We start from the raw sequence: 26665 nt of genomic DNA, 5'->3' as shown, positions 1-26665 counted from the left end.
CGCGTCGGCGTCGCCGGGGCGAACGGAAGGAATTGCACATGGCCGACTGGACCACGATCGAAGCACTGCCCAGCCCCAAGCTGCTCGACCTGTTCGCGAACGATCCCGACCGGCTGGATCGGTTCAGCCTGGACGTGGCGGGCATCCATTTCGACTGGTCGAAGACGCACCTGACCCCGGACGCCCTGTCCGCGTTCGAAGCGCTGGCCAAGGCGAAGGATCTGGCGGGGCGGCGTGAGGCGATGTTCGCGGGCGAGCATGTCAACGTGACCGAGGATCGCCCGGTGGAGCACACCGCCGAACGCGGCGAGGGCAATGCCGAGAGCGTCGCACGCGCCGGTGCCTATCACGCCCGCATGCGCGCCCTGATCGATGCGATCGAGGCGGACGCACTGGGCCCGATCCGCCATGTGCTGCATGTCGGCATCGGCGGGTCCGCGCTCGGCCCCGACCTGCTGGTCGACGCGCTGGGGCGTGAGGAAACGCGCTACGACGTCGCCATCGTCTCCAACATCGACGGCGTCGCGCTGGAGGAGGTGTTCAAGCGCTTCGATCCGGGCGCGACCCTGCTGGTCGTCGCCAGCAAGACCTTCACCACCACCGAGACGATGACCAACGCGGAAAGCGTGCTGTCCTGGATGAAGGAGCACGGCGTCGAGGACCCATACGGCCGCGTCGTCGCGCTGACCGCGTCGCCGGACAAGGCGGTCGAGTGGGGCGTGGACGAAACCCGCGTGCTGCCGTTCAGCGAGGGTGTTGGCGGTCGCTATTCCCTGTGGTCGTCGATCGGCTTTCCGGCCGCGATCGCGCTGGGCTGGGACCAGTTCTCGGAACTGCTGGAGGGTGCCGCGGAGATGGACCGGCATTTCCGCCTGTCCGCGCTGCACGAGAACGCCCCCGCCCTCGCCGCGTTCGCCGACCTTTACTACACCCAGAACCGGCATGCGGAGACGCGCGCGACCTTTGCCTATGACGAGCGGCTGCGCCTGCTGCCCAGCTATTTGCAACAGCTGGAAATGGAATCGAACGGCAAGGGCGTGACGATCGACGGCCAGCCGGTCGGCCGCCCCACCGCGCCGATTACCTGGGGCGGCGTCGGCACCGACGCGCAGCATGCCGTGTTCCAGCTGCTCCACCAGGGCACGCACCTGGTCCCGGTCGAGTTCGTGGCCGTGATCGAGGCGGGCGACACGCTGGCGCCCGATCATCACCGCGCGCTGCTGAACAATGCGTTCGCACAGGGTGCCGCGCTGATGAAGGGGAAGCAGGTCGACGATCCGGCCCGTTCGTACAGTGGCGACAGGCCGTCCTCGACGCTGCTGCTCGACGTGCTCGATGCGCGCACGCTGGGCGCGTTGATCGCGTTCTACGAGCATCGCGTGTTCGTGTCGGGCGTCCTGCTGGGCATCAACTCGTTCGACCAGTTCGGGGTCGAGCTGGGCAAGGAAATGGCCAAGGCGGCGGAAAAGGGCGGTGGCGACTTCGACCCCTCCACCACCGACCTTATCAAGCGCGCATTCGGCTGAAACGGCGAGGCGCGGCGGCGGGCGGAACAGGGAGCATCGCAGGCGCACGGGCGTTGAAGCGGCATGCCGCCAATCGCCCTCGCCGCTGCCGCCGCCCTCGCCGCGTCCCTCCCCGTGTCTGCCGCCGCGCCCGCGACAATCGCGGGCATGAAGTGGCACCACCGGATCCTGCTGGTGGCGGCACCGGTGCCGGGCGATCACGCACTGCTGGAACAGCGTCGCATCCTGGCCGTCTGGCAACAGGGCGCAGCGGACCGGGACATCGCGCTGGTGGAGATCGTCGGCGGACATGTCACCGGATCGGGCGACGACGCGGCCGCCTTGCGCAGGCATTGGAAGCTGCCGACGCCGCGGTTCGCCGTGGTCCTGATCGGCAAGGACGGGCACGAGGCCATGCGACGCGACGCGCCGATCCCCGCCGCCGCCCTGCAAGGCACGATCGACGCCATGCCGATGCGCCGCGCCGGTCAGCGTTGACCCGGTCGCGATACACGTGGACGGGTGCCGTCTCGAACAACTCCGCTTCGAACCTATCGAACACCAAAGCACCGGCTTGTCGGCATGCGGCGATTTGCCCTAACCCTCACAAGCAACAACGGAATTGGGCATGACGGACACGACCTACGACTACAACCTGTTCGTCATCGGCGCCGGGTCCGGGGGCACCCGGGCCGCCCGAGTCTCCGCCGCCCACGGGGCGAAAGTCGCCGTGGCGGAGGAATATCGCGTAGGCGGCACCTGCGTCATTCGCGGCTGCGTGCCCAAGAAGCTGCTGGTCTATGGCGCGCACTTTGCGGAGGACCTGCGCGACGCGAAGAAGTTCGGCTGGAACGTGCCCGAGCCATGCGATTTCAGTTGGCCGACGCTGCGCGACAATGTGCTGGCGGAGGTTGATCGCCTGAACGGCGCCTACACCCAGACGCTGACCAGCCACGGCGTGGAGATCATCAACGCCCGCGCGGAGGTGACGGGGCCGCACAGCCTGAAGCTGTCGGATGGGCGGGAGGTCACGGCGGAGACGATCCTGATCGCGGTCGGCGCACATCCCGCCGTGCCGGACGTGCCGGGCAAGGAACACGGCATCACCTCCAACGAGGCGTTCCACTTGGATACCGTTCCGAAGCGGATGCTGATCGCGGGCGCGGGCTATATCGCCAACGAGTTCGCGGGCATCTTCCACCAGTTCGGCGCGCACGTCATCCTGATGAACCGGACGCAGGAGATCCTGCGCGGTTACGACCTGCAGATTCGCGACCGGTTGCTCCAGATCTCGATGATGAAGGGGCTGGAGTTCCGCTTCGACGCCCAATTCGAAAAGATCGTCAAGGAGGCGGACGGGTGCCTGACCGTGCACATGCACGGACATGAACCGGTCACCGTCGACTGCGTGATGTTCGCCACGGGCCGCGTGCCCAACACCCACGGCCTGGGCCTGGACACGGCCGGCATCGAACTGGATGAAAAGGGCGCGGTGCAGGTCGACGAGGACAGCCGCTCCTCCTGCCCGTCGATCTATGCGGTGGGCGACGTCACCAACCGGGTACAGCTGACCCCGGTCGCGATCCGGGAGGGGCAAGCGTTCGCCGACAGCAAATATGGCGGAAAGCCGTGCCGGGTCGATTACGACTGCATCCCCAGTGCCGTGTTCAGCCATCCGCCGCTCGCCGGCGTCGGCCTGACCGAAAGCCAGGCTCGCGAAAAGCTGGGGTCGGTAAAGGTCTATTCGTCCGATTTCCGCCCGATGAAGAACGTGCTGGCCGGGCGGCAGGAGCGCGCGTTGTACAAGATGGTCTGTGATGGGGAGACCGATCGCGTGGTCGGCATCCACATGATCGGGCCGGATGCGCCGGAAATCCTGCAATCGGCGGCGATCGCGGTGAAGGCCGGGCTGACCAAGGCACAGTTCGACGCCACGGTCGCGCTGCACCCGTCGATGGCGGAAGAGCTGGTGCTGCTGCGCTGACCGATTGCGTGTCGGCCGGATGACGCGCAATTCACTGGCGTCGGCACGCGTCCGGGCCGACATCTGCGCCCATGGAGATCGAGGTCAGCGCCGAGGCGAAGGACAAGCGGCTCAACCGCGCGGTGGCGATCACCGTGGTCGCGCTGTCGGTGCTGATGGGCCTGGGCAACATCAAGGACGGCAACATCGTCCAGGCGATGGACCAGGCCAAGGCGGACTCGGTCGACCATTGGAACGAGTATCAGGCAACCCGGACAAAGGCGCATATCGCCCGCACCGCCCGCACCGAGATCGCGATCATCGCCGCCTCCCCCGCCTCGGCGGCCGCCGCACGCCCGACGCTGGCCGGACTGGACGCGGATATCGCCAAGTACACCGCCGAGGCACCGAAGATCGCCGCCGATGCGAAGGCGTTCGCCGATCGCTACGACGCGCTGAACGTCCATGACGACCAGTTCGACGCCAGCGAGGCGCTGTTGTCCACCGCGATCTCCGTCGCGGCGGTGGCGGCGCTGGTGGAAAGCCCGTGGGTGCTGGCGGTCGCCTGGCTGTTCGGCCTTGCCGGCATCGTGATGAGCGTGTGCGGTTTCGCCGCCCTGCCCTTCCACCCCGACATCCTGAGCACCCTGCTCGGCTGAGCGCGCCTATGTCCCGGTGAAGCGTCCCGGCCGACGCTCGTTGACCGCGCGCACCCCTTCCGCGAAGTCGGCCGTCTTCTGCAACCATGCCTGTTCGGCCAGCTCGTGGTCGGTCTGGCGCTCGACCAGCGCGGCCAGGTCGCCCCGGATCGTCCGCCGGGTGGACTGCACGGCGAGCGGAGCGGCGGAGGCGATCTCCTGCGCCAGCGCCATGGCAGCATCATCCAGCGCGTCGGGTGCGACCACCTGATCCGCCAGCCCCCACGCTTCCGCCTCCGCCGCGCGGATGCGCCGACCGGTCAGCAGCATCAGTGCGGCGCGTTGCCGGCCGATCACCCGTTCCAGCACGGCCGAGATGCCGAAACCGGGATGGAAGCCCAGTTGCACGAAATTGCCGGAGAACTTCGCCTCCGTCGATGCGACGCGGAAATCCGCAACCAGCGCCAGCCCCAATCCGGCACCCACCGCCGCGCCCTGCACCGCGGCGACGACCGGCTTCGCCACGCCGAACAGCCGCGCCGCCGCGACGTAGAACGGGTTGCGCGTGGCGGTCACGCCCTCTTCCACCGGATTCTTGTTCGCCAGATCGGCACCGGCACAGAATACCCGCCCCTCCGACCGCAACAGGATCGCCCGGACCTGCGCGTCGGCATCCGCCGCATCGAACGCCGCGCCGATCGCCTCCAGCATCGCAAGGTCGGCAAAGTTGCTCGGCGGCCGCGATAACGTGACCACCTCCACATGCCCGTCGCGCCGCGTCGTGATCGTCATCGTGCCATTTCTCCTGCACCGCAGCATTCCAGAGCGGGCGCGTGCAGGCAAGCGCAGGGCGATCCGATTATGCCGCCCGCGCCCGCCGCCATGAATCGGCAGCGTACACCGCGCACCCGGTCCAGATCAGGCCAAAGGTGACGAGGTGCACCGGCTGCAACCGCTCGCCGAACAGCAGCACCGCCTGCGCGAACTGCAAGGTCGGCGCGAGATATTGCAGCAACCCCATAGTGGCGTAACGCAGCCGCCGCGCCGCCGCCGCGAACATCAACAGCGGCACCGCCGTCACCCCGCCGGCCAGTACCAGCAACAGGTTCAGCTGGACATCATGCCCCCATGCGCCCGTGCCATCTGCGGCCGCCCAGCCGATCACCGCAAGCGCGGCCGGCGCGAGCAACAGCGTTTCCACGGTCAGCCCGCCCAGCGCGTCGATCGCCGCGACCTTCCGCACCAGTCCGTACAGGCCGAAGCTGAGCGCCAGCGCGACCGAAATCCACAACGCGCCCCCGCCGGACAGCGCCAGCACCGCCACACCCGTCGCCGCGATCGCGATCGCTGCGCCTTGCACCCGGGATATCCGTTCCCGGAGCACCAGCACGCCCAGCGCGACGTTGACCAGCGGGTTGATGAAATAGCCCAGGCTAGCCTCCAGCACATGCGCGTGCTGGACCGACCAGATATAGACCAGCCAATTCACCGCGATCAGCGCCGCACTGGCGCAGAGCAGCGCCAGCGTCCGTCCGCTCGCCGCCGCCCAGATCGCTCGTGCGCGCCCCAGTGCCAGCACGACCGCCACGAGCAGCAACAGCGACCAGATCACGCGGTGGCTGAGCACCTGGAGGGCGGGCACCCCCTTCAACAGCTTCAGGTAAAGCGGCAACAGGCCCCAACTGGCATAGGCACCCAGCCCCAGCAGCAGGCCCGCACGAAGGGATGGCGCGGTGTTCATCACCCATGCCTTCACCAGCGGCGACGGGCCAAGGCAACCGAGATGTGCTTGTCGATGCCGTCGGGGGGCTATGGGGTGGTGGGCCCGGCACGCACCGCCGTCGCGGGGCGCCCGCCATTCGCATGCAGCACGACAGGGCCGGCGGCACTGGCACAATCTTTGTCGGACCAATGTTCGCCAGTGTCTCGGTCAGCCCGCCATGCGGGGTCCTGCTGGCGAACAGATGTGGCTACGCCAGCTTTGAGCCGGTCAGCACTTCCCGTCCATGTGCGGCGTTATCTCGCCGCCAGTCACGACCCGCCGCCTCAGACGTAAGTCGGACGCTTTAGCACGTCGGGCGAGCTGGCGCTTGCCGTTCCAAGTCCCAGCGCGACGCACTGAAGACACTCCCACACTCGTCAGCCACACCTCACCTGATGAGGCGACCGAAATCCATCAGATCATCAGACCATCAGACCAGCAGACCTGCTGCTGACCAGGCAACATGACTACGCATGGATTGCGTGATTGAGCCGGACATTTGCGTCAGGACGCGTGACGAGCGTTCATCGACACCACGCGCACCCCTGTTTGAGAGCGTACCGGCGGCTATGCGCATGCCGTAGCGTAATACCGGGAACGTCGCTCCGCACGGCCGGTGTCGTACGAAATCACGTTCAAGCGCGGTATGGCCACGCCGTCACTCGCGCGGCTCTTTGGCCCTGAGAACTAATTTACGCGGCACTGTGCCCGAACGAGGAGGGTACGCCACGCAGCTGTGCGAACCATGTTCGGCCGGAATCATCCTGCGGCATGCGACTCGGGCGAGGCCCTAACCTCGGCCTTCGCGGCGGCCGACAAAAACAAACGGCCCGCCCGGATCGCTCCGGACGGGCCGCTTTTTTCCGTCAGCGCCGGATGGCGCGGATCAGCTCGACTGCTGCAGGTTCACGGCGGCGTGCTTGCCGCGGCGATCCACTTCCAACTCGAAAGACAGGCGATCGCCCTCGTTCAGGCTGGTCATGCCGGCGCGCTCTACCGCCGAGACGTGAACGAACGCGTCAGGCTGCCCATCGTCGCGCTGAATGAAGCCGAAGCCCTTCATGGCGTTGAAGAACTTGACGGTGCCCGTCGCCTTCTCACCGGTCAGCTGACGCTGCGGTGCACCACCGAAGCCGCCGCCCTGTGCGCCGCCACGCGGACCGCGATCGTTGCCGCCGAAGCCACCCTCGCGCGGCTCACGCGGAGCACGCTCGGTCACAGCCATCGGCTCGCCTTCGATCTTCAGCTCGGTTGCCGAGATACGGCCACCGCGATCGACCAGCGTGAAGCCCAGCGGCTGTCCTTCGGCCAAGCCGGTCAGGCCCGCCTGCTCGACTGCGGAGATGTGCACGAACACGTCCTCGCCGCCGTCATCACGCACCACGAAGCCGAAGCCCTTTTGCGCGTTGAAGAACTTCACAACGCCGGTGCCCTCGCCCACGACCTGGGGAGGCATGCCGCGACCGCCGCCGAAGCCGCCGCCGCCACCACCGCCGAAGCCGCCGCCACGGTTACCGCCGCCGAAGCCGCCACCACCGCCGCCGCCGAAGCCACCGCCACGGTTGCCGCCGCCGAAGCCGCCACGATCGCCGCCGCCGAAGCCACCGCCACCAAAGCTGCTGCCGCCACCGAAGTCACCGCCGCCGCCAAAGCCGCCGCCGAAATCGTCGCCACCAAAGCCATCGCGCTTGTCGCGCCCGCGCCCGCCACGATTGCCGCGGCCACCCCTGTCGAAACCCATAAGTCCGTTCGTCTTCCCGGTCGCCCGCTATCCTCTCAGGGACCCACGCCGGACGATGGCGTCAGTCCCCCCGACGCGAATCCTGTTGCGCCACATTCTCGCCATAGCGCATCGCAAGCAACGCTGCGAACGAATTCGTCGCGAAAACCGCGCCGCTCATCACAATACTTGCGCAGGCGTGGCCGGGGCGGCACAGGTCCACGTCGTGAACGCGATCGCCGACCTTATTTCCAGCCCCGCCGCCTGGGCGGCCCTCCTCACGCTGGTGGTGATGGAGGTGGTGCTCGGCATCGACAACCTCCTGTTCATTTCCATCCTGTCCAACAAGCTGCCGGTGGAACAACGTGCCCGGGTGCGGCGGATCGGCATCAGCCTGGCGCTGGTGCTGCGGCTCGTGCTGTTGTCGATGATCGCGTGGCTGGTCGGACTAACCGCGCCGGTGATCGACCTAGGCCTGGTGGGCGCGGCCGGCCCGCATGGGGAACCCACGTTTGAGACGGCGTTTTCGGCGCGCGACCTGATCCTGATCGCTGGCGGCCTGTTCCTGGTGTGGAAGGCAACAAAGGAGATCCACCACACCATGGATGCCGACCATGACGCGCCCGAAGGCGGCGCGGCGGGTCAGGCGGTGATGTCGGTCGGCAGTGCGATCGTGCAGATCCTGTTGCTCGACATGGTGTTCTCCATCGATTCGATCCTGACCGCGGTCGGCATGACCGACGAACTGCCGATCATGGTGACCGCCGTGATCCTGGCGGTGGGGGTCATGCTGCTCGCCGCCGACCCGCTGGCGAACTTCATCGGCAAGAATCCGACGGTGGTAATGCTCGCGCTGTCGTTCCTGCTGATGATCGGCCTGGTGCTGATCGCCGACGGCTTCGGCGTGCACGTGCCGAAGGGGTATATCTATGCGGCCATGGCGTTTTCGGCGCTGGTGGAAACGCTGAACATCGTGTCACGCCGACGCAAGGCGCGAGGGAGCGGTCACGCCGCGTCATCGCGCGACGGATGAGGCATTGAGCGCCCGGCCTCGCGCGGCTAGGGCCGGACCATGACCGTTCACCTGCACGAGGAAGACCTGCCCGCCGGCGTCTTCGCACCCGGCGCCTCCATCGCCGTCGATACGGAGACCATGGGTCTCATCACCCCCCGCGACCGGTTGTGCGTGGTGCAGCTGTCCGACGGCGGGCCGGACGAGCATCTTGTCCGCTTCGGCGCCGGCAGCGACTATGCCGCGCCGAACCTGAAGGCGGTGCTGGCCGATCGGGATCGCCTGAAGCTGTATCATTTCGGCCGCTTCGACATCGCGGCGCTGGCCTATTACCTCGGCATCGATGCGGCACCGGCCTGGGACACGAAGATCGCGTCGCGCCTCGTGCGCACCTATACCGATCGCCACGGCCTGAAGGAACTGGTGCGCGAGCTGCTCGGCCAGGACATCAGCAAGGCGCAGCAGTCGTCCGACTGGGGCAGCCCCGACCTTTCCGACGCGCAAAAGGATTATGCCGCATCCGACGTGCGCTTCCTGCACCGCTTGAAGGACGAGCTGGAGCGGCGACTGGCGCGCGAAGGGCGGACCGAACTGGCACAGGCGTGCTTCGACTTCCTGCCCAGCCGCGCACGGCTCGATATCGCCGGCTGGCCGGACATCGACATCTTCGCCCATGCCTGATCCCGCCACGATCGCCCGCACCCGGCGCGAACGCCGGGCACTGCCCGGCAGTTCGCACGACAAGGTGATCGGCGTGCTGCGGGTCGGGCTGCCGATCGGCATCGGCGTGCTCGCGGCGTTCCTGGTCATGGCGCCGCTCAGCAATGCGGGCGACGTGTCGTTCCTGCTCGACAAGAACAAGGTCGACGTCGCCAAGGAGCGGTTGAAGATCGAGGCGGCGCAGTATCGCGGCCAGGATTCCAAGGGGCAGGCGTTCACCCTCAACGCCGGGTCCGCCGTACAGCATACGTCCGCGCAGCCGATCGTGGAGATCAACAAGCTGTTCGCGACCCTTCAACTGCCCGACGGCCCGGCGCGCATACAGGCGGCGACCGCACGCTACGACATGGACACGGAACAGATGACCGTGAACAGCCCGGTCGCGTTCCGCGCGGCAGACGGATACCGGCTCGACACCAACGGCGCCGTGGTGAACCTGAAGGACAGGACGCTGGAAAGCACCGGTCCTGTGCAGGGTGCCGGGCCACAGGGACCGTTCAGCGCCAACAGGATGCACGCGGACCTCGAAAGCCGCGTCGTGAAGCTGGACGGAAATGTCCACTTGCGGATCGTACCCGGCAAGGCGAAATAGCCGTGATGCGTTCCTTGCCCTTGATCGTCCTTATCGCCGCGCTGGCTTCGGCGGCCGATGGCCAGTCGCGCCACAATTCGGACGCACCGATCAACCTGAGCGCCGACCATGTCGAGTTGCAGGACAAGGCCAATCGCGCCATCTTCACCGGCGGCGTGTCCGTCCGCCAGGCGGAGATGACCCTTGATGCGGCACGCATGACGGTCACCTACACCGGCCAGATCGCGGACGGCAGCCCGCAGATCTCGCGCTTGGATGCCAGCGGCAATGTGGTCGTCACCCGGCCGGATCAGACCGCGCGCGGGCAATACGGCATCTATGACCTCAACCGTCGCGTCATCACGATGCTGGGCGGGGTGCGGCTGACGCAGCAGGGCAACACCGTCAACGGATCGCGGCTGACCATCAACCTGGATACCGGTCGCGCGGTTATTGACGGATCGTCGGTGGCGGGCGGCGGGAGCGCAGGCGGCGGCGCGACCTCCACCGCGCCGGGCGGGAGGGTCACGGGCACCTTCTCCGTTCCCAAGCGCAACTGATCGGATCGGCGGTGCCTGCGTCATGCAGGTTTCCTGCCAGCCGCCGATCGGCTAACGATTCGCCAAACATTCTCTGCGAGGCAGCAAGGCGATGGATGCCATGACCCCGACCCTGGACCGCGCGGAGTCGCACGAACCGCAGCCGGAGCCACCCGTAACTCGCGGGTTGCAGGTCGTGTCCATCGCCAAATCCTATGACAAGCGCACCGTGCTGACCGACGTGTCGATGTCGGTGGCGCGCGGCGAGGTGGTGGGGCTGCTCGGCCCGAACGGCGCGGGCAAGACGACCAGCTTTTACTCGGTCATGGGGCTGGTAAAGCCCGATTCGGGCCGCATCCTGCTGGACAACGAGGATATCACCGGCCTGCCCATGTACCGCCGCGCGGTGCTGGGCCTGGGCTATCTGCCGCAGGAAACCAGCATCTTCCGCGGGCTTACCATCGAGAAGAACATCCTGACAGTGCTCGAACTGTCGGAGCCGGACAAGGCGAAGCGAGCGGAGAAGCTGGAACGGCTGCTCGACGAATTCGGCCTGACCCGCCTGCGCGCATCGCCCGCCATGGCGCTGTCGGGCGGCGAGCGGCGCCGGGCGGAGATCGCGCGCGCGCTGGCGGCGGATCCGACCATCATGCTGCTGGATGAGCCGTTCGCGGGCATCGATCCCATCTCCATCGCCGACATTCGCGACTTGGTGAAGGACCTGAAGCGCCGCGACATCGGCGTGCTGATCACCGACCACAATGTCCGCGAAACGCTGGACATCGTCGACCGCGCCTACATCATCTATGACGGTCGCGTGCTGTTCACCGGATCGCCGGAGGAACTGGTCGCGGACGCGAACGTCCGCCGCCTGTACCTGGGCGAGGGCTTTTCGCTGTAATCGCATGCGCGCTCCCCTCCCCTCGTTTGGGCGACGGGAGCCCGCCCGGTGAGCCTCGCCCCGCGGCTCGACATACGCCAGTCCCAGTCGCTGGTGATGACGCCCCAGTTGCAGCAGGCGATCAAGCTGCTGGCGCTGTCGAACCTGGAGATCGAGGCGTTCGTCGCCGAGGAGATCGAGAAGAACCCCCTTCTCGACGCCCCCCGCACCACGCTGAGCGGTGACGAGGAGGGCAGCCGTCCCGCCCAGCCCGAACAGCCGGAAGCGCGAGTGGAGGTCGACAGCCTGGTGTCCGGCGACGGACCGGTCGGCGGTGACCCGCATGAGCCGGGCATGGACGTCGACTATGCGACGGAAAGCCATCAACAGGACAGCGTCGCCGATGGCGGCGGCGGGTTCGACGGCTCTCTGGGGCTGAACGGCATCGCAGGGGGCTCGGGCGGGGAGGACGGCCCCGACCTGGATGCGCTGGCCGGCGGCGAGACCGGGCTGACCGATCACCTGCTCGCCCAGGCGGGCACGGCGTTCGATGCGGCCGACCTGTTCATCGCCCAGCATCTGATCGACCAGATCGACGAGGCCGGGTATCTGCGCGCCGACCTGCTCGACGTCGCGATGCGGCTGGGCGTGGCGAAGGCGCGTGTGGAGGCCGTCCTCGCCACCATCCAGACGTTCGATCCCACCGGCGTCGGCGCCCGCGACCTGGGCGAATGCCTGGCGCTCCAGGCGCGGGAGGCGGATCGTTACGACCCGTGCATGGCCCGTCTGCTCGACAACCTGGACCTGCTCGGTCGAGGAGAATTGCCCCGGCTGAAACGCATGTGCGGCGTCGATGACGAGGACATGGCCGACATGATCCGCGAACTCAGGAACTACGATCCCAAGCCCGGCTGTCGTTTCGGTGGGGAGCCGATCCAGTCGGTGACGCCGGACCTGTTCGTCGCGCGGACCAAGGCGGGTTGGGCGATCGAGATCAACGCCGCCACCCTGCCGCGCGTGCTGGTCAATCGCCACTACCTGCACGAGCTGCAATCGGGGCCGCAGGACAAGGCGTCGAAGGCGTGGGTGTCGGATGCGCTCGCCTCCGCCAACTGGCTGGTCAAGGCGCTGGATCAGCGCCAACGCACCATCATCAAGGTCGCGACCGAAATCGTGAAACAGCAGGAGGCGTTCTTCCTGAAGGGGGTGGCGCATCTGCGCCCGCTGACCCTGGCGCGCGTCGCGGAGGCGATAGAGATGCATGAATCCACCGTCAGCCGCGTCACCAGCAACAAATATCTGTCCTGCGCGCGTGGGCTGTTCGAGCTGAAATACTTCTTCACCTCCGCCATCCAGGCGGCGGACGGCGGCGAGGCGGTATCGGCGGAGGCGGTCCGGAACGCGATCCGCCAGCTTATCGCGGGAGAGGGAGCGAAGATCCTGTCGGACGACACCCTGGTCGAGCTGTTGCAGAAACAGGGCTTCGACATCGCGCGCCGCACCGTCGCCAAATATCGCGAGGCGATGGGGATCGGCAGTTCGGTCCAGCGCCGCCGGGCCAAGGTGCTGGGCGCATGAGCGGCGCACTCGCCCTGCTGGCGCTGCTTCAACTGGGCGCGAGCGACCATCGCATCAATGAGGCGATGCGCCGCCCTGCCGACGCCCGGCTGGTCTGGTCCGATGAGTTCTCCGGCCCCCGGCTAGACCCCAAGAAGTGGCGCTATGACGCGGAGCGGAACAAGGACGGCTGGTACAATCACGAACAGCAATATTACGCGGTCGATCGCCCACAGAACCTCAGGCTGGAGAACGGGCGGCTGGTGATCGAGGCGCGTCACGAACGCCTGCCGGGCGCGGCCGACTGGGGCGGCCAAACCTATACTTCGGCGAAGATCATGACGCTTGGCCCCGCCAGCTGGACCTATGGCTTTTACGAGGTGCGCGCGAAGCTGCCCTGCACACGCGGCACCTGGCCCGCCATCTGGATGCTGCCCGACAGCGGCAAATGGCCCGATGGCGGCGAGATCGACATCATGGAGCATGTCGGATCGCAGCCCCAGGTCGTCCATGCGACGCTGCACACCGCCTTGTTCACACACAGCAAGGGCACGCAACGCGGCGCCAGCCTGGCGCTGCCGTCGAGTTGCTCGGCGTTCCACCGGTATCAGCTGGACTGGCAACCTGATGCGATCACGATCGGGGTGGACGATCACGCCTATATGCGGGTGCGCAACGACCAGCCGGGCGGTCGTGGGGCATGGCCGTTCGATCGGCCGTTCCACATGATCCTGAACCTGGCGGTCGGCGGCGACTGGGCGGGGTCGAAGGGCATCGACGATGCCGCCCTGCCGCAACGGTTCGAGGTCGACTATGTGCGGGTGTGGCAGCGCGCGGTGGTGAGCAAGGCGCCGCGCTGACGATCGCGTTCCAACGGCTGGGCGCCGTCACCCTTCGGCGGCGCGCCCGGCTATTCAGTTTGTTCGCGTCGCTTCTCGAACGCCGATACGGTGCGTTCGGCGAGTTCACGCAGCAGCGCCTTTTCCGCATCGCTGGGCGTGCGCCGTGCCGCCGTATCGATCACGCACAGCGTGCCGATGCGCTTGCCGTCGCCGGTGGTCAGCGGCGCACCTGCATAGAAGCGGATGCCCGGCTCCCCGACCACCAGCGGGTTCTCCGCGAACCGCTCATCACGCGACGCATCCTCGACCACCATCACGTCGCGGCCGCGGATGGCGTGGGTGCAGAACGAGATGGAGCGGGGCAGTTCCTGTGGGGACAGGCCGATCCGCGCCTTGAACCATTGCCGGTGCTGGTCGACCAGGGAGATCAACGCGATCGGCGCACGCATGCACCGCGCCGCTTCCCGAACCAGCAGATCGAACGCGATCTCGTTCGGCGTATCCAGCACGCCGTAACTGTTCAGCGCCGCCAGCCGTGCCGCCTCGTTCCGATCGTCCATCGATGCCCCCTGTACCCGACTCCCCGACTGCACGGCACGCCGATCCACGCTCCCACATGGATTAATGGCGGCGACGATTATCGCCGATCAATAATCAACATCATCGCCGCCGGAAGTTCAACGGGTCAGTCGTCCTCATCCTCGAACCCGACCAGCGCCAGCGCGCGCGCCTTGATCTGGCGGGTCATGCACCAATGGACCAGCGCCTCCTCCCGGCCATGGGTCACCCACACCTCCTTCGGCGCGATCTCCGCCAGGGTATCGGTCAGTTCGTCCCAGTCCGCGTGGTCGGACAGGATCAGCGGCAGTTCGACGTTCTTCTGCCGCGCACGCTGACGCACCCGCATCCACCCCGATGCCATCGCCGTGATCGGATCGGGCAGCCGCCGCGACCAGCGATCGTTGAGCGCACCCGGCGGGCACATCACCACATGTCCCGCCATGTCCGCCTTCGCGGCGTCCGCCACCGGGCGCAGCTCGCCCAGGTCCACCCCGTGCTCGACATACAGGTCGCACAGGCGCTGCAACGCTCCGTGCAGGAAGATCGGCGCTTCATGTCCGCGCACGCGCAGTTCCGCGATGACGCGTTGCGCCTTGCCCAGCGCATAGGCACCGACCAGCACGCATCGATCCGGGTTGGTGCGCAGCCGCTCCACCAGCTTGTCGATCTCGTCACCAGTGTCCGGGTGGCGGAACACGGGCAGTGCGAATGTCGCCTCCGTCACGAAGATGTCGCAGGCCACCGGCTCGAACGGCGCGCAGGTCGGATCGGGCCGCCGCTTATAGTCGCCGGACACCACCACGCGCTCTCCGCGATGATCGAGCACGATCTGTGCGGAGCCAAGCACATGTCCGGCGGGAACGAAGCCGATCTCGACCTCCCCCATCCGCATGCTGTCGCCATAGCCGACCGGGTGCCCGGCCTGTTGGCCGTAGCGGCAGTTCATGATGGCAAGCGTTTCCGGCGTAGCCCAGACCGCGCCATGGCCACCGCGCGCGTGATCGGCATGGCCATGCGTGACCAGCGCGCGCGGCACGGGTTGCGAGGGGTCGATCCACGCGTCCGCCGGCCGGACATAGATGCCGTGTGGATGCGGTTCCAGCCAGTCGCCCAATCGTGCCATGGCTGTACTACGCGCGAACGGCGGTGCGGTGCCGGGATCGAAACGGATCGCGGGATCGTTGGACGACGTGTACGGTGATGCGGAGATGAGCGATGGCGACGGGCGCGATCTGGATGACGGTGGTGTTCGTGGGCGCATTCGTGCTGCTCGCGGCGATCATCTGGGCCAAGTCGAAGAACAAGACATCCGATCGTCAGCGCCGCGAGACGGAGGCGGCGACCAAGCGGCTGTACGAGGAGGGCACGACCGACGAGTCGACCCTGAACCGCAGCTAGACCCTGGCTCGGAAACACTCCCCCCGCCGCTTGCCGAATGGTTCGCCGGCCGGGGCTGGCACCCGCGCCGGCACCAGCTGGACATGCTGCGTGAAGGACGCGTGAGCCGCCACGCGCTGCTGGTCGCCGCGACCGGCGCGGGCAAGACGCTGGCCGGGTTCCTGCCGACCTTGGCCGACCTGATCGAAGCGCCCACCCACGGGCTGCACACGCTGTACGTGTCCCCGCTCAAGGCGCTGGCGGTCGACATCCAGCGCAACCTGGTCACCCCGATCGACGAGATGGGCCTGGAGATCCGCGTCGAGACCCGCACCGGCGACACGCCGTCCGATCGCAAGGCGCGCCAGCGTGTCCGCCCCCCGCAGATCCTGCTGACCACGCCCGAGTCGCTGTCGCTGCTGCTCAGCTATTCGGACAGCGCGACGATGTTCGCCGGCCTGAAGACGATCGTGGTGGACGAAGTGCATGCCTTCGCCACCGGCAAGCGCGGCGACCTGTTGTCGCTGTGCATGGCGCGGCTGCAACGGATCGCGCCGGCGATGCGGCGGGTGGCGCTGTCCGCGACGGTGGCGGACGCGGACGGCTACCGCGCATGGCTGGCGCCGGACGGCGATATCGACGCGGTCGGACTTGTCATCGGAGAGCCGGGCGCCGACCCGGACATCGCCATCCTGCTGCCGGAGGACCGGGTGCCGTGGTCAGGCCATTCGGGCCGCTACGCCGCCGCGCAGGTGATGGCGGAGATCGAGACGCACAACACCTCCATCGTCTTCTGCAACACCCGCTCGCTGGCGGAACTGATCTTCCAGGATTTGTGGAAGGTGAACGAGATGGGGCTGCCGATCGGCGTCCATCACGGCTCGCTGGCGCTGGAGGCCCGGCGCAAGGTGGAGGCGGCGATGGCGTCCGGGCGGCTGCGCGCGCTGGTCGCCACCGCTTCTCTCGACCTGGGCGTCGACTGGGGCAATGTCGATTGCGTGATCCAGATGGGTGCGCCGAAGGGATCGTCGCGCCTGTTGCAGCGGATCGGCCGTGCCAACCACCGGCTGGACGAGGCGTCGGAGGCGATCCTGGTGCCCGGCAACCGCTTCGAATATCTGGAGGCCCGCGCGGCGCTCGACGCGGTCGAGGCGGGCGAGCTGGACCCCGACATCTTCCGCCCCGGCGCGCTAGACGTGCTGGCGCAGCACGTCATGGCGTGTGCCTGCGCGGCGCCGTTCCGCGCTTCGGACCTGCTCGACGAGATCCGCTCGGCCCTGCCCTATTCGGCGCTGAGCGACGACGTGTTCGAGCGCGTGCTCGGCTTCATCCGCGACGGCGGGTACAGCTTGCGCGCCTATGACCGGTTCAAGCGGCTGGTCGAGGAAGCGGACGGCACGTGGCGGGTCAGCCATCCCCGCTTCGTGCAGCAACACCGGCTGAACGCGGGCATCATCGTGGAGGCGACGATGCTGACCGTCCGCTTCCGCAACGGACGCAGCCTGGGCAAGGTGGAGGAAGGGTTCGCATCCTCCCTGAGCAACGGCGACACCTTCTTCTTCGCCGGGCTCAGCCTGGAGGTGGAGTCGATCGACACGGAGGACGTGATCGTCCGCGCCACGAAGCGGGAGGCGCGCATCCCGACCTATGGCGGTTCCCGCATGCCCCTATCGACCAACCTGGCCGATCGGGTCCGCCGCTTCCTCGCCAGCCCGCAGGAATGGCACCGCTTTCCCGACGATGTGCGCGAATGGCTGGAAATTCAGGCCAGGCGCGCCGCCCTGCCCCAGCCCGGCCAGCTGCTGGTGGAGACCTTCCCTCGCGAAGGGCGGCACTACATGGTCGCATACAGCTTCGAAGGGTGGAACGCGCACCAGTCGTTGGGCATGTTGGTGACCAAGCGGATGGAGGCGCAGGGGCTGCGGCCGCTCGGCTTCGTCGCGAACGATTACGCCATTGCGACCTACAGCCTGGACCCGGTCACCGACCCCGCCAGCCTGTTTTCCGCCGACATCCTGGAACATGAATTCGTCGACTGGGTGGAACGGTCGCATCTGCTGAAGCGCGCGTTCCGCGAGGTGGCGGTGATCGGCGGGCTGGTCGAGCGGCAGCATCCCGGCAAGCGCAAGTCAGGCAAGCAGGTCACGTTCTCCACCGACCTGATCTATGACGTGCTGCGCAAGTACGAACCCGGCCACCTGCTGCTCCAGGCGGCCTGGGCCGATGCGCGGGCGCGGATGACCGATGTCGGGCGACTCGCCAACCTGCTTGACCGCGCGGCCGGCACGATGCTCCATGTCGACCTGCCGCGCGTCACGCCGCTGGCCGTGCCGGTGCTGACGCTGATCGGTCGGGAGAAGGTTGCGACCGGTGGCGGCGCGGCGGAGGATGCGCTGCTGATCGAGGCGGAGGCGCTGGCGGCGGAGGCGATGCGGCTGGACTGACGCGACCGACTGCGGGATACCACAGGTCTATCGCTGCGATTGGTTAAGCATAGGTCCGAAACGGGTGTTTAACGTCTTTGGACTAGGACGCTCTCACACGCGAGACGGATCACCATCATCATGAAGAACCTGCGGATCAGCAACAAGCTGCTGACCATTTTCGGCTGCATCGGCGTGGTACTCGCCGGCCTAGCCTGGTTTTCGGTGTCCCAGCTGGGCGCGCTGAACGACCTGTCGACGCTGGTCATCGGCGACCGCATGCCCAAGATCATGGCGGCGCAGGACATGAGCACCGCGACCGCCTCGTTCCGCGCCGCCGAGGGACAGCACATCCTGGCGGAGGACGCGACCGACATGAGCGCCGCCGAGGGCAAGCTGCGCGACAACCGCGCGAAGATCGAGCAGGATTACCGCATGCTCGACGCCAGCCTGCGCAAGCCGGAGGCGCGCCAGCTGCTGGGCGGGTTCAGGCAGTCGCTGAACAGCTATTTCGATGAGAATGCAAAGCTGCTGGTGCTTTCCCGTGCCAACAACAACGCCGCCGCCTCCGCGCTGATGCGTGGCAAGTCGCAGGACGCCTTCGATGCCTTGACCGTCGCGGCCCAGAAGCTGACCACGTTCGAGACCAACCTTGCCACCGAGTCCGGCACGGAGGCGGCCGCCGTGCACAGCCGCGCCCGCATGCTGCTGCTCGGTGCAGTCGGTCTGGCGCTGATGGCGATGGCGGCGATGCTGGTCCTGCTGGTGCGGATGATCGCGGTGCCGATGGCGCAGGTCACCGCCGCGCTGGCCGATCTGGCCGCCGGCAAGATGGATACGCCGGTGCCCGATGGCGACCGCGCCGACGAGGTGGGTGCGCTGGCCCGCGCGATGAAGTCGCTGCGCGACCAGCTTGCCGCCGCCGAACGTGCCAAGCAGGAACAGACCGACCTGATCGTCGACAGCATCGGCCAGGGCCTGAGCCGGCTGGCGGACGGCGACTTGGTGTCGCGTATCGAGACGGAGCTGACCGGCCCGTTCTCGAAGCTCAAGACGGACTTCAACGGCGCGATGGACGTGCTTCAGCAGACGCTGAGCCAGGTGTCCGCAGCGACCAACGGCATCAACAACGGCGCGGGTGACATCCGCCAGGCGTCGGACGACCTGTCCCAGCGTACCGAGCAACAGGCCGCCAGCCTGGAGGAAACCGCCGCCGCGATGGATGAGATCACCGGCACGGTGCGCAAGACGGCGGAGGATGCGAAGCAGGCCAACACAGCCGTCGCACAGGCTCGCCAGGAGGCGGAGCATGGCGGCGACGTGGTGCGCCGCGCGGTGGAGGCGATGGCCGCGATCGAGCGGGCGTCGGCCGAAATCTCCGACATCATCAGCGTCATCGACGGCATCGCGTTCCAGACCAACCTGCTCGCGCTGAACGCCGGTGTCGAGGCGGCACGCGCCGGCGACGCGGGCAAGGGCTTCGCGGTGGTGGCATCCGAAGTGCGCGCATTGGCGCAGCGGTCCGCCGATGCCGCCAAGGATGTGAAGAGCCGCATCACCCAGTCCTCGCAGCAGGTCGGCGCCGGCGTCGACCTGGTCAATCAGAGCGGTGACGCGCTGTCGAGCATCATCGGCCGGATCGCGGAGATCAACACGCTGGTGTCGCAGATGGCCGCCTCCGCCGAGCAACAGGCAAGCGGTCTGGCACAGGTCAACACCGCCGTGTCCGAGATGGACGGCGTGACCCAGCAGAACGCGGCCATGGTGGAGGAATCGACGGCCGCCGCACGCAGCCTGTCGAGCGAAGCCGAGGAACTGGCGCGCCAGGTGTCCAAGTTCCGCACCGGCACCGGTGGCAGCGCGCCGGTGCAGCAGCGCGGATCGACCGTGCACCAGTTGCAGCAGCGCGCCGCCGAGGCCGGCCAGCGCATTGCCGCCCGCGCCGCTCCCCGCGCCGCCGCCACCCGGACCGTGGGGAATACCGCGCTCGCGACGGACACGGACGACTGGTCGGAGTTCTGACGATCGCGGGGCCGTCGTACCGTGAACCGGTATGACGGCCGCTTACCGAAAGCCGTTGTCACGCCGGTCGGAAGGGCGGCGATCCTGAGGCAACGCGGGCGGTGCCGTCACCCTGAAGCCTAATTTGAGGTTAAAGGCACGGCACTGCTACAGCATGGCGGACGCGCCGCCCGCGCCCTACCGCGCCAGTTCTGCCCGCACCCGCTCCGCCGCTTCCATGACACGCAGCACGTTGCCCCCCGCCAGCTTGGCAATGTCCTTGTCGCTCCAACCGCGCCGCATCAGTTCGGCAAGCAGCGCCGGATAGGTTGAGACGTCCGTCATACCCTCCGGCAGCACCTCGCCCACGCCATCGTAATCGGACCCCAGCCCGACATGGTCGACGCCCGCGACCTTTGCGATGTGCTCGATATGGTCGGCCACCTGCGACAACGTGACGCGCGGCGCGGGATGCGCGGCAAGCCAGGTCGCGTAATCCGCCGCCGCCTTGTCCGGCTGTCCGATATCCAGGCCACCGAATGGCGGCGCGTTCAGCCGCGTCTTTTCCGCCGCCGAGTCCGCCGACCAGCGGCGATACGCGTCAGAGACGTAGATCGGTGCGAAATTGACCATCACCACCCCGCCATTGTCGCGTAGCAGCGCCAACACGGAGTCCGACACGTTGCGCGGATGGTCGTCCACCGTCCGCGCGCTGGAATGCGAAAAGATCACCGGTGCCTTCGACGCCGCCAAGGCGCCGCGCATCGTCGCCTCGCTGACATGGCTGATGTCGACCAGCATGCCCAGCCGATTGAGTTCGGCCACGACCTTCAGCCCGAAATCGGTCAAGCCGTTATGCTTGGGATTGTCGGTCGCCGAATCCGCCCAGTCGATCGTCAGCGAATGCGTCAGCGTCAGATAGCCCGCACCCAGTTCGGCATAGGTCCTCAACACCGACAGATCGCCGTCGATCTGACCCCCGCCCTCGACCCCGATCAGGCAGCCGATCCGCTTCTGCGCATGGGCGCGGCGTACCTCGGCCGCGGTGCGCACCATCATGAAATCCCGGGGATAGCGGCGGGCGCAGATCGACTTCACCAGATCGATCTGTTCCAGCGTCTGTTCGACCTGCTCCTTGCCCGGCAGGTCGGGCGACACCCACACCGACCAGAACTGCGCACCGACCAGCCCCTTTTTCAGCCGGGCGATGTCGGTGTTGTAGCGCACCGGTTTGCCCGACAGGTCGGTCAGATCCATCGTCCAGCGAGCCTCGCCCTCGCGTTCGCGCAGTGCCTCCGGCCAGTCGTTGTGACCGTCGATCAGCGGCGTCGCGCGCAGCACCCTGGCGACTCGTACGGAGTAATCCTGCGCCGCCGCCGACATCGGCACCGCGACGCTGGCGACACCCATCGACCACAGCGCCGCCGCGGCTGCCCGGCGGATCATCGGCGGCCACCGGCGCAACGACTGCGGCTTTCGTCCGGTCCGTTCTCGTTGACGGCAACCGCCCCCTGCCGCTGCTCCTCGTGAATGGTCAGAAGCGACTGCATCAGTTCTTCCTCCTCGCTCGACATCACCGCCAACACCTCCGCCTCGTCGCAGCCTTCAGCGGCCAGGTAGGCGTGCCCCATGCTCGAATCGATATACAGCGCCTGACCAGGCTCCAGCGTGACCGGATCGTAGAATTGCGTCTGCACCACCACGCGCCCGGACAGGACGTACAGGAACTCCTCTCCGCTATGGCGAACCAAGTCGCCGAACTGCTCGCTCGACCGGGCGCGGATCTTGGTCACCACAGGGACCATCCGCTTCCGCCGCAACTCGGTGCACAGATAATAATAGTCGTAGTTCGGGGTCTCGACCCGAACCGCCCGTTCGATATCGCTCAGGCTGCGCCGGGCGGTGACGGGTTGCGCAGTGTCATCCTCCCCCTCGGCGAACAGGTCGGACATGCGCATACCCAGCCGCTGCCCCAGCTGCTGCAGCTTGTCGTAAGTCAGCGTCAGGCGGTCGTGCTCGATCTTGGACAAGGTCGACACCGGGATGCCGCTCTTCGCGCTCATCTCCTTCAGCGTCCAGCCTTCGCGGGCCCGAAGCCCCTTCAGCAGGGTGCCCAGCGTCGGGCGGGATGATGGTGGGGTCGAAGACACCGTTTGCCTGCTCCTGGTCGAACACCGCGCCGAAACCGATTGACAGTTCTCCATTCAGGACATCACTATCCTGATCGGAGCACGTTGCTCAGCTTATCGAGCGAGCGGTCGCGCGGCAACGGGGAAGGAGAGAATCCATGCGCAGGATATGGGTTGCGATGTTGGCGGCGTTGGTGGGCACCACCCTGCCCGCACAGACGCCGGGGCCAAAGGCGCCGCCGCTGACCCCCGCTCCTGCGCTGGCCACGCCGGCCACGACGCCGATCGTGACGGGGGGCCGCGCCGCGCACGCCCTGACCGCGACGGATGTGGATGCATGGCTGGACGGCTACATGCCCTATGCCCTGCACACCGGCGACATCGCCGGGGCGGTGGTGACCGTGGTCAAGGACGGTCAGGTGCTGACCGCGCGCGGCTATGGCTATGCCGACATCGCCCACCACCGCCCGGTCGACCCGGCCCGCACGCTGTTTCGGCCGGGATCGGTGTCGAAGCTGGTCACTTGGACCGCCGTCATGCAGCAGGTTCAGGCCGGCAGGCTGGACCTCGACCGCGACGTCAACACCTATCTCGATTTCCGCATCCCGGCCCGCGACGGCAAGCCGGTGACGCTGCGCCAGATCATGACCCACACGGCCGGGTTCGAAGAGGCGATGAAGGATCTGATCGTCTATGATCCGAAGGGGGTGCAGACGCTTGGCGGGTACCTCAAACGCTGGACGCCGCGCCGCATCTTCGACGCCGGCACGACGCCGGCCTATTCCAACTGGGCGACCACGCTGGCCGCGTACATCGTGGAGCGCGTGTCGGGCGTGCCCTTCGACACCTATGTCGAACAGCGCATCTTCGCGCCGCTCGACATGCGCACCGCCAGCTTCCGACAGCCGCTGCCCGGCCCGCTCGCGCCGCTGGTCGCGACCGGCTATCCGCGCGCGTCGGAGCCGGCCAAGGGGTTCGAGATCGTCGTTCCCGCACCCGCCGGCGCGCTGTCCGCCTCGGGGCTGGACATGGCGAAATTCATGATCGCGCACCTGCAGAACGGGCGCGGCGTCCTGAACCCGGCAACGGCCGCGATCATGCACAACAGCCCGCTGAACCGGGTCGATCCGCGCTCGCTGATCCCACCGCTCAACCGCATGGAGCTGGGCTTTTTCGAAACCAACGTGAACGGGCGTGAGGTGATCGGCCATCTGGGCGACACGGAGAATTTCCACACCTCGCTGCACCTGTTCATGGCCGAGGGCGTCGGCTTCTACGTGTCGTTCAACAGCGCGGGTCGCGAGGGCAGCGCCCACACCGTGCGTGGCCAGCTGTTCCAGGATTTCGCCGATCGCTACTTCCCCGGCAGCCCCCCGACCGGTCGCGTCGACGCCCGGACGGCGGCCGACCACGCGCGGCTGATGACCGGCCTGTGGCAGAACAGCCGCCATTCCGAATCGAGCTTTGCCGACATCCTCAACCTGTTCGGGCAGACCGCGGTCAGCGTCGACGACAAGGGCGCGCTGGTCATCCCGTCGCTGACCGGCGCCGGGGGCGGCACGCGCGTGTGGGACGAGGTGTCGCCGTTCGTCTGGCAGGAGCGCGACGGGCATGAGCGCCTTGCCGCGCAAGTCCGCGACGGCCGGGTCGTGCGCTGGAGCTTCGACCAGATCGCGCCGTTCATGGTGTTCGACCGGGTGCCGTTCGGACGGTCGGCGACATGGCTGAAACCGGCGCTTTACATCAGCCTGGCGGTGCTGCTGCTGACCGCGCTGTACTGGCCGGCGACCTGGTGGCTGCGGCGTCGCTACGCCACCCCCATCGGTGTCTCGGGACAGGCGCTGAAGGCGTACCGCGCGACGCGAATCATGGCGCTGGCGGACCTGCTGGTGCTGGGCGGGTGGACCACCTTCGTGCTGATGGCGTTCAACGACCTGGCGCTGATGACCAGCGCCAGCGACGGGGTGCTGTGGCTGCTCCAGATCGTGGGCGCCGTCGTCTTCGTGGGCGCGGTCGGCATCGCCGCGTGGAATGCCTGGCTGGCGTGGCGGGACGGTCGTGGCTGGGCGGGCAAGCTGTGGAGCGTGCTGGTCCTGCCCGCCACGATCGTGGTGCTGTACGTCGCCTCTGCCTTCGGCCTGCTCGCCATGACGGTGAACTACTGATGGCCGCGCTGACGCTGACCGCGACCACGGAGACGCTGCGTCTGGCACAGCCGTTCCGCATCGCGGGCTATGTGTTCGAGACGGCGGACGTGCTGGTGGTCGAGCTGGACGACGGCACCCATCGCGGGCGTGGCGAAGGGGCCGGCGTCTATTATCTGGGCGACGACCTCGACCATATGCGCGCAGGCATCGAGGGCTCGCGGACGGCGATCGAGGCGGGGCCGACGCGGGAGGATCTGCGCATGATCCTGCCGCCCGGCGGCGCCCGCAATGCCGTGGACGCGGCACTCTGGGACCTGGAGGCGAACCGAAGCGGGCGGCCGGTGTGGCAGCTCGCCGGGCTGGACCGGGCGCCACGTCCGATCACCACCACCTTCACGGTCAGCGCCGATACGCCGGACGCGATGGCGGAGGTCGCGCGCGGCTATGCAGGGGCGCGGTCGATCAAGGTGAAGCTGACTGGCGACCTGGACCTGGACCTCGCTCGCGTCGCGGCGATCCGCGCGGCTCGTGACGATGTGTGGCTGGGCGTGGACGGCAACCAGGGCTTCGCCGCCGCCGACCTGGACGCGCTGGTCGCCGGCCTGGTCGAACAGCGCGTGTCGCTGCTCGAACAGCCGCTGCCGCGCGGCCGGGAAGCGGATCTGGACGGATATCGATCGGCCATCCCGATCGCGGGTGACGAGAGCCTGTTGTCGCTGGACGACGTGGCCGGCGCCGTGGGGCGTTTCGACGTGGTCAACATCAAGCTCGACAAGTGCGGTGGCCTGACCGAGGGGCTGCTGATGGCGGCGGAGGCGCGTCGGCTGGGACTGGGCGTCATGGTCGGCACGATGATCGCCACCAGCCTGGGCACCGCGCCTGGTTTCGTGCTGGGGCAGATCGCCGATCTGGTCGACCTGGACGGGCCGACCTTCCTTGCCCAGGATCGGGCACCGTCCGTCACCTATGCCGACGGCACGCTGTTCGCCGGGCCGGACGTCTGGGGCGCCGGAAAAGGCCCCGCCGCATGACCGCGCCGCGCGCCTGGTTCGGCCAGCCGCGCGGGCTGACGATCCTGTTCCTCACCAACATGTGGGAGCAGTTCTCCTATTACGGTATGCGCGCCCTGCTGGTCTATTACATGACCAAGCAGCTGTTGATGGCGCAGGGCACGGCGTCGCTGGTGTACGGCACCTACACCGCTTGCGCATACTTCACGCCCATCGTCGGCGGGGTGATCGCCGACCGCCTGCTGGGCAAGCGGCGCGCGATCATCATCGGCGGGTCGATCATGGCGGCGGGCCATTTCATGATGACGTTCGAGCCGCTCTTCTACCCCGCGCTTGCGACCATCGCGCTGGGCAACGGCCTGTTCCTGCCCAGCCTGCCCAGCCAGATCGACGACCTGTACGAACCCGGCGATCCGCGCGTCGGCTGGGCGTACAACGTCTATTATGTCGGGGTGAACATCGGCGGGTTCCTGGCGCCGCTGGTGTGCGGGACTCTGGGCGAGCTCTACGGGTGGCACTGGGGTTTCGGCGCGGCCGGCATCGGCATGGTCGCGGGCCTGTGCATCTATCTGTGGGGGCAACGCTATCTGCCGCCCCAGGCGCGGTACCCGGTCGTGGAGCGAACCGGGCCCCGCCCGGCCGTGCGCTTCCCGCGCGAGACGCTGGTGCTGCTGGCCGCGATCGGGCTGTCGGTGACGGTATTCCGCGCGGCGTACGAACAGGTCGGCAACACGGTGGCGTTGTGGGCGGATACCGGCGTCGACCGGCGGCTGGGCGCGGGCGCCATTCCCATGACCTGGTTCCAGGCGCTCAACCCGCTGCTGGTGATGGTCATGACCCCGCCGCTGCTCGCCATGTGGCGGCGGCGGGCGGAGCGCGGTTCGGTGGAGCGGCCGGCGCGCAAGATGGCATTGGGTGCGACGATCGCGGCGGGCGCGTACCTGCTGCTCGCCCTGCTGGCCTGGTTCGGCGGACAGGCGCACTGGCTGTGGCTCGCGTTGTTCTTCGCGCTGCTCACGCTGGGTGAGCTGTATATCCTGCCCACCGGGCTCGGCCTGTTCGCGCGACTGGCGCCCGAGGGGCTGGGCGCGACCACGGTGGCCGCATGGTACCTGGCCACCTTCGCGGGCAGCCTGTCGGCAGGGTTGGTCGGCACCTTGTGGAGCCGGATCGGCCACGCGCCCTATTTCCTGCTGCTCGCTGGGCTGGCCGGGTCGGCCGGGCTGATGCTGAGGGCACTCGACCCGCGCGAACGTCGCGTCGCGGGCGGAACAGATCGATGACGAAATAGAATTGACACAATCCGGA

The 26665-nt window shown here is 67.7% G+C and carries 24 protein-coding genes; 17 read left to right on the top strand and 7 right to left on the bottom strand.

Annotation, left to right across the window (positions count from 1 at the left end; all coding sequences use genetic code 11):
- Positions 1-38 precede the first annotated feature (38 nt).
- From pgi to BMX37_RS04790, 4 genes are all read left to right on the top strand, one after another.
- Positions 39-1526 (top strand): glucose-6-phosphate isomerase, encoded by a 1488-nt coding sequence (pgi, locus tag BMX37_RS04805; protein WP_093664368.1) that lies wholly within the window; start codon positions 39-41, stop codon positions 1524-1526.
- A 63-nt stretch (positions 1527-1589) separates the two neighbouring features.
- Positions 1590-2003 carry a DUF4174 domain-containing protein gene (locus tag BMX37_RS04800; RefSeq protein WP_093664367.1) on the top strand — a complete coding sequence of 138 codons (414 nt, stop codon included), beginning with the start codon at positions 1590-1592 and terminating at the stop codon, positions 2001-2003.
- A 130-nt stretch (positions 2004-2133) separates the two neighbouring features.
- Positions 2134-3489, top strand: a complete 1356-nt coding sequence (gene gorA, locus BMX37_RS04795; RefSeq protein WP_093664366.1) for a glutathione-disulfide reductase — start codon at positions 2134-2136, stop codon at positions 3487-3489.
- A gap of 71 nt (positions 3490-3560) precedes the next feature.
- Complete coding sequence (locus BMX37_RS04790) at positions 3561-4127, top strand: DUF4337 domain-containing protein (protein ID WP_093664365.1); 567 nt, start codon at positions 3561-3563, stop codon at positions 4125-4127.
- Positions 4128-4133: 6 nt separating this feature from the next.
- Here the strand turns inward: BMX37_RS04790 and BMX37_RS04785 are convergent, their stop codons facing one another.
- The 3 genes from BMX37_RS04785 to BMX37_RS19290 all read right to left on the bottom strand — a co-directional run bounded on the left by BMX37_RS04785 (position 4134) and on the right by BMX37_RS19290 (position 7609).
- Complete coding sequence (locus BMX37_RS04785; RefSeq protein WP_093664769.1) at positions 4134-4898, bottom strand: enoyl-CoA hydratase/isomerase family protein; 765 nt, start codon at positions 4896-4898, stop codon at positions 4134-4136.
- Positions 4899-4965: 67 nt separating this feature from the next.
- A complete protein-coding gene (gene rarD / locus BMX37_RS04780; protein ID WP_093664767.1) occupies positions 4966-5847 on the bottom strand; it encodes an EamA family transporter RarD in 882 nt (293 codons plus the stop codon).
- A 907-nt stretch (positions 5848-6754) separates the two neighbouring features.
- Positions 6755-7609 carry a cold-shock protein gene (locus tag BMX37_RS19290; protein ID WP_093664364.1) on the bottom strand — a complete coding sequence of 285 codons (855 nt, stop codon included), beginning with the start codon at positions 7607-7609 and terminating at the stop codon, positions 6755-6757.
- A gap of 205 nt (positions 7610-7814) precedes the next feature.
- Between BMX37_RS19290 and BMX37_RS04770 the strand changes: the two genes are divergently transcribed.
- The 7 genes from BMX37_RS04770 (at position 7815) to BMX37_RS04740 (ending at position 13727) form a co-directional block, all read left to right on the top strand.
- Positions 7815-8621: a TerC family protein gene (locus tag BMX37_RS04770; RefSeq protein WP_170841843.1), complete on the top strand. Its 807-nt coding sequence runs from the start codon at positions 7815-7817 to the stop codon at positions 8619-8621.
- Positions 8622-8660: 39 nt separating this feature from the next.
- Positions 8661-9281, top strand: a complete 621-nt coding sequence (locus tag BMX37_RS04765) for a ribonuclease D (protein WP_093664362.1) — start codon at positions 8661-8663, stop codon at positions 9279-9281.
- The gene (gene lptC / locus BMX37_RS04760; protein WP_093664361.1) at positions 9274-9912 is read left to right on the top strand and encodes an LPS export ABC transporter periplasmic protein LptC; all 639 of its coding nucleotides are present in this window, start codon (positions 9274-9276) and stop codon (positions 9910-9912) included. Before BMX37_RS04765 ends, lptC begins: the two co-directional genes overlap by 8 nt.
- Before the next feature lie 5 nt (positions 9913-9917).
- On the top strand, positions 9918-10451 hold the full coding sequence (locus BMX37_RS04755) for an LptA/OstA family protein (protein ID WP_093664360.1): 534 nt from the start codon (positions 9918-9920) through the stop codon (positions 10449-10451).
- A gap of 100 nt (positions 10452-10551) precedes the next feature.
- Positions 10552-11331 carry an LPS export ABC transporter ATP-binding protein gene (lptB, locus tag BMX37_RS04750; RefSeq protein WP_244501394.1) on the top strand — a complete coding sequence of 260 codons (780 nt, stop codon included), beginning with the start codon at positions 10552-10554 and terminating at the stop codon, positions 11329-11331.
- Positions 11332-11379: 48 nt separating this feature from the next.
- Positions 11380-12888 carry an RNA polymerase factor sigma-54 gene (gene rpoN, locus BMX37_RS04745; protein WP_093664358.1) on the top strand — a complete coding sequence of 503 codons (1509 nt, stop codon included), beginning with the start codon at positions 11380-11382 and terminating at the stop codon, positions 12886-12888.
- Positions 12885-13727, top strand: coding sequence for a glycoside hydrolase family 16 protein (locus BMX37_RS04740; RefSeq protein WP_093664357.1), 843 nt, complete (start codon positions 12885-12887; stop codon positions 13725-13727). The genes rpoN and BMX37_RS04740 overlap by 4 nt, the downstream gene beginning before the upstream one ends.
- A gap of 50 nt (positions 13728-13777) precedes the next feature.
- Here BMX37_RS04740 and BMX37_RS04735 read toward each other — a convergent pair whose 3' ends face one another.
- The gene (locus BMX37_RS04735; RefSeq protein ID WP_093664356.1) at positions 13778-14269 is read right to left on the bottom strand and encodes a GAF domain-containing protein; all 492 of its coding nucleotides are present in this window, start codon (positions 14267-14269) and stop codon (positions 13778-13780) included.
- A 125-nt stretch (positions 14270-14394) separates the two neighbouring features.
- Complete coding sequence (locus BMX37_RS04730; protein WP_093664355.1) at positions 14395-15393, bottom strand: ligase-associated DNA damage response exonuclease; 999 nt, start codon at positions 15391-15393, stop codon at positions 14395-14397.
- A 92-nt stretch (positions 15394-15485) separates the two neighbouring features.
- Here BMX37_RS04730 and BMX37_RS18700 point away from each other — a divergent pair, with 92 nt between their 5' ends.
- The 3 genes from BMX37_RS18700 to BMX37_RS04720 all read left to right on the top strand — a co-directional run bounded on the left by BMX37_RS18700 (position 15486) and on the right by BMX37_RS04720 (position 20092).
- Positions 15486-15668 carry a hypothetical protein gene (locus BMX37_RS18700; protein WP_170841836.1) on the top strand — a complete coding sequence of 61 codons (183 nt, stop codon included), beginning with the start codon at positions 15486-15488 and terminating at the stop codon, positions 15666-15668.
- On the top strand, positions 15578-18091 hold the full coding sequence (locus BMX37_RS04725; RefSeq protein WP_093664765.1) for a ligase-associated DNA damage response DEXH box helicase: 2514 nt from the start codon (positions 15578-15580) through the stop codon (positions 18089-18091). Before BMX37_RS18700 ends, BMX37_RS04725 begins: the two co-directional genes overlap by 91 nt.
- Positions 18092-18211: 120 nt before the next feature.
- Positions 18212-20092: a methyl-accepting chemotaxis protein gene (locus BMX37_RS04720; RefSeq protein ID WP_093664354.1), complete on the top strand. Its 1881-nt coding sequence runs from the start codon at positions 18212-18214 to the stop codon at positions 20090-20092.
- Positions 20093-20269: 177 nt separating this feature from the next.
- Here the strand turns inward: BMX37_RS04720 and BMX37_RS04715 are convergent, their stop codons facing one another.
- Both BMX37_RS04715 and BMX37_RS04710 read right to left on the bottom strand, forming a co-directional pair.
- On the bottom strand, positions 20270-21517 hold the full coding sequence (locus BMX37_RS04715) for a dipeptidase (RefSeq protein WP_093664353.1): 1248 nt from the start codon (positions 21515-21517) through the stop codon (positions 20270-20272).
- Positions 21514-22221, bottom strand: a complete 708-nt coding sequence (locus tag BMX37_RS04710; protein ID WP_244501392.1) for a helix-turn-helix domain-containing protein — start codon at positions 22219-22221, stop codon at positions 21514-21516. The genes BMX37_RS04715 and BMX37_RS04710 overlap by 4 nt, the downstream gene beginning before the upstream one ends.
- Before the next feature lie 137 nt (positions 22222-22358).
- Between BMX37_RS04710 and BMX37_RS04705 the strand changes: the two genes are divergently transcribed.
- From BMX37_RS04705 to BMX37_RS04695, 3 genes are read left to right on the top strand one after another with little or no spacing between them, the layout of a single operon-like run.
- Positions 22359-24365, top strand: coding sequence for a serine hydrolase domain-containing protein (locus tag BMX37_RS04705; RefSeq protein ID WP_093664351.1), 2007 nt, complete (start codon positions 22359-22361; stop codon positions 24363-24365).
- Positions 24365-25378, top strand: a complete 1014-nt coding sequence (locus tag BMX37_RS04700; RefSeq protein WP_093664350.1) for a dipeptide epimerase — start codon at positions 24365-24367, stop codon at positions 25376-25378. Before BMX37_RS04705 ends, BMX37_RS04700 begins: the two co-directional genes overlap by 1 nt.
- A complete protein-coding gene (locus BMX37_RS04695) occupies positions 25375-26640 on the top strand; it encodes a peptide MFS transporter (protein ID WP_093664349.1) in 1266 nt (421 codons plus the stop codon). The genes BMX37_RS04700 and BMX37_RS04695 overlap by 4 nt, the downstream gene beginning before the upstream one ends.
- The last annotated feature ends 25 nt before the right edge of the window (positions 26641-26665 follow it).

The sequence above is a fragment of the Sphingomonas gellani genome, assembly GCF_900110035.1.
Taxonomy (GTDB): domain Bacteria; phylum Pseudomonadota; class Alphaproteobacteria; order Sphingomonadales; family Sphingomonadaceae; genus Sphingomonas; species Sphingomonas gellani.
This window is presented reverse-complemented; position numbering and strand designations above follow the sequence as displayed.

Coding starts and splice junctions, on each gene's coding strand:
- BMX37_RS04740 (WP_093664357.1), top strand. CDS start 12,885: ATGAGCGGCGCACTCGCCCTGCTGGCGCTGCTTCAACTGGGCGCGAGC.
- BMX37_RS04785 (WP_093664769.1), bottom strand. CDS start 4,898: ATGACGATCACGACGCGGCGCGACGGGCATGTGGAGGTGGTCACGTTA.
- gorA (WP_093664366.1), top strand. CDS start 2,134: ATGACGGACACGACCTACGACTACAACCTGTTCGTCATCGGCGCCGGG.
- BMX37_RS04730 (WP_093664355.1), bottom strand. CDS start 15,393: ATGGCACGATTGGGCGACTGGCTGGAACCGCATCCACACGGCATCTAT.
- BMX37_RS04700 (WP_093664350.1), top strand. CDS start 24,365: ATGGCCGCGCTGACGCTGACCGCGACCACGGAGACGCTGCGTCTGGCA.
- lptB (WP_244501394.1), top strand. CDS start 10,552: ATGACCCCGACCCTGGACCGCGCGGAGTCGCACGAACCGCAGCCGGAG.
- BMX37_RS04735 (WP_093664356.1), bottom strand. CDS start 14,269: ATGGACGATCGGAACGAGGCGGCACGGCTGGCGGCGCTGAACAGTTAC.
- BMX37_RS04800 (WP_093664367.1), top strand. CDS start 1,590: ATGCCGCCAATCGCCCTCGCCGCTGCCGCCGCCCTCGCCGCGTCCCTC.
- BMX37_RS04790 (WP_093664365.1), top strand. CDS start 3,561: ATGGAGATCGAGGTCAGCGCCGAGGCGAAGGACAAGCGGCTCAACCGC.
- lptC (WP_093664361.1), top strand. CDS start 9,274: ATGCCTGATCCCGCCACGATCGCCCGCACCCGGCGCGAACGCCGGGCA.
- rarD (WP_093664767.1), bottom strand. CDS start 5,847: ATGAACACCGCGCCATCCCTTCGTGCGGGCCTGCTGCTGGGGCTGGGT.
- BMX37_RS04765 (WP_093664362.1), top strand. CDS start 8,661: ATGACCGTTCACCTGCACGAGGAAGACCTGCCCGCCGGCGTCTTCGCA.
- BMX37_RS04755 (WP_093664360.1), top strand. CDS start 9,918: ATGCGTTCCTTGCCCTTGATCGTCCTTATCGCCGCGCTGGCTTCGGCG.
- BMX37_RS04715 (WP_093664353.1), bottom strand. CDS start 21,517: ATGATCCGCCGGGCAGCCGCGGCGGCGCTGTGGTCGATGGGTGTCGCC.
- BMX37_RS19290 (WP_093664364.1), bottom strand. CDS start 7,609: ATGGGTTTCGACAGGGGTGGCCGCGGCAATCGTGGCGGGCGCGGGCGC.
- BMX37_RS04705 (WP_093664351.1), top strand. CDS start 22,359: ATGCGCAGGATATGGGTTGCGATGTTGGCGGCGTTGGTGGGCACCACC.
- BMX37_RS18700 (WP_170841836.1), top strand. CDS start 15,486: ATGGCGACGGGCGCGATCTGGATGACGGTGGTGTTCGTGGGCGCATTC.
- BMX37_RS04720 (WP_093664354.1), top strand. CDS start 18,212: ATGAAGAACCTGCGGATCAGCAACAAGCTGCTGACCATTTTCGGCTGC.
- pgi (WP_093664368.1), top strand. CDS start 39: ATGGCCGACTGGACCACGATCGAAGCACTGCCCAGCCCCAAGCTGCTC.
- BMX37_RS04695 (WP_093664349.1), top strand. CDS start 25,375: ATGACCGCGCCGCGCGCCTGGTTCGGCCAGCCGCGCGGGCTGACGATC.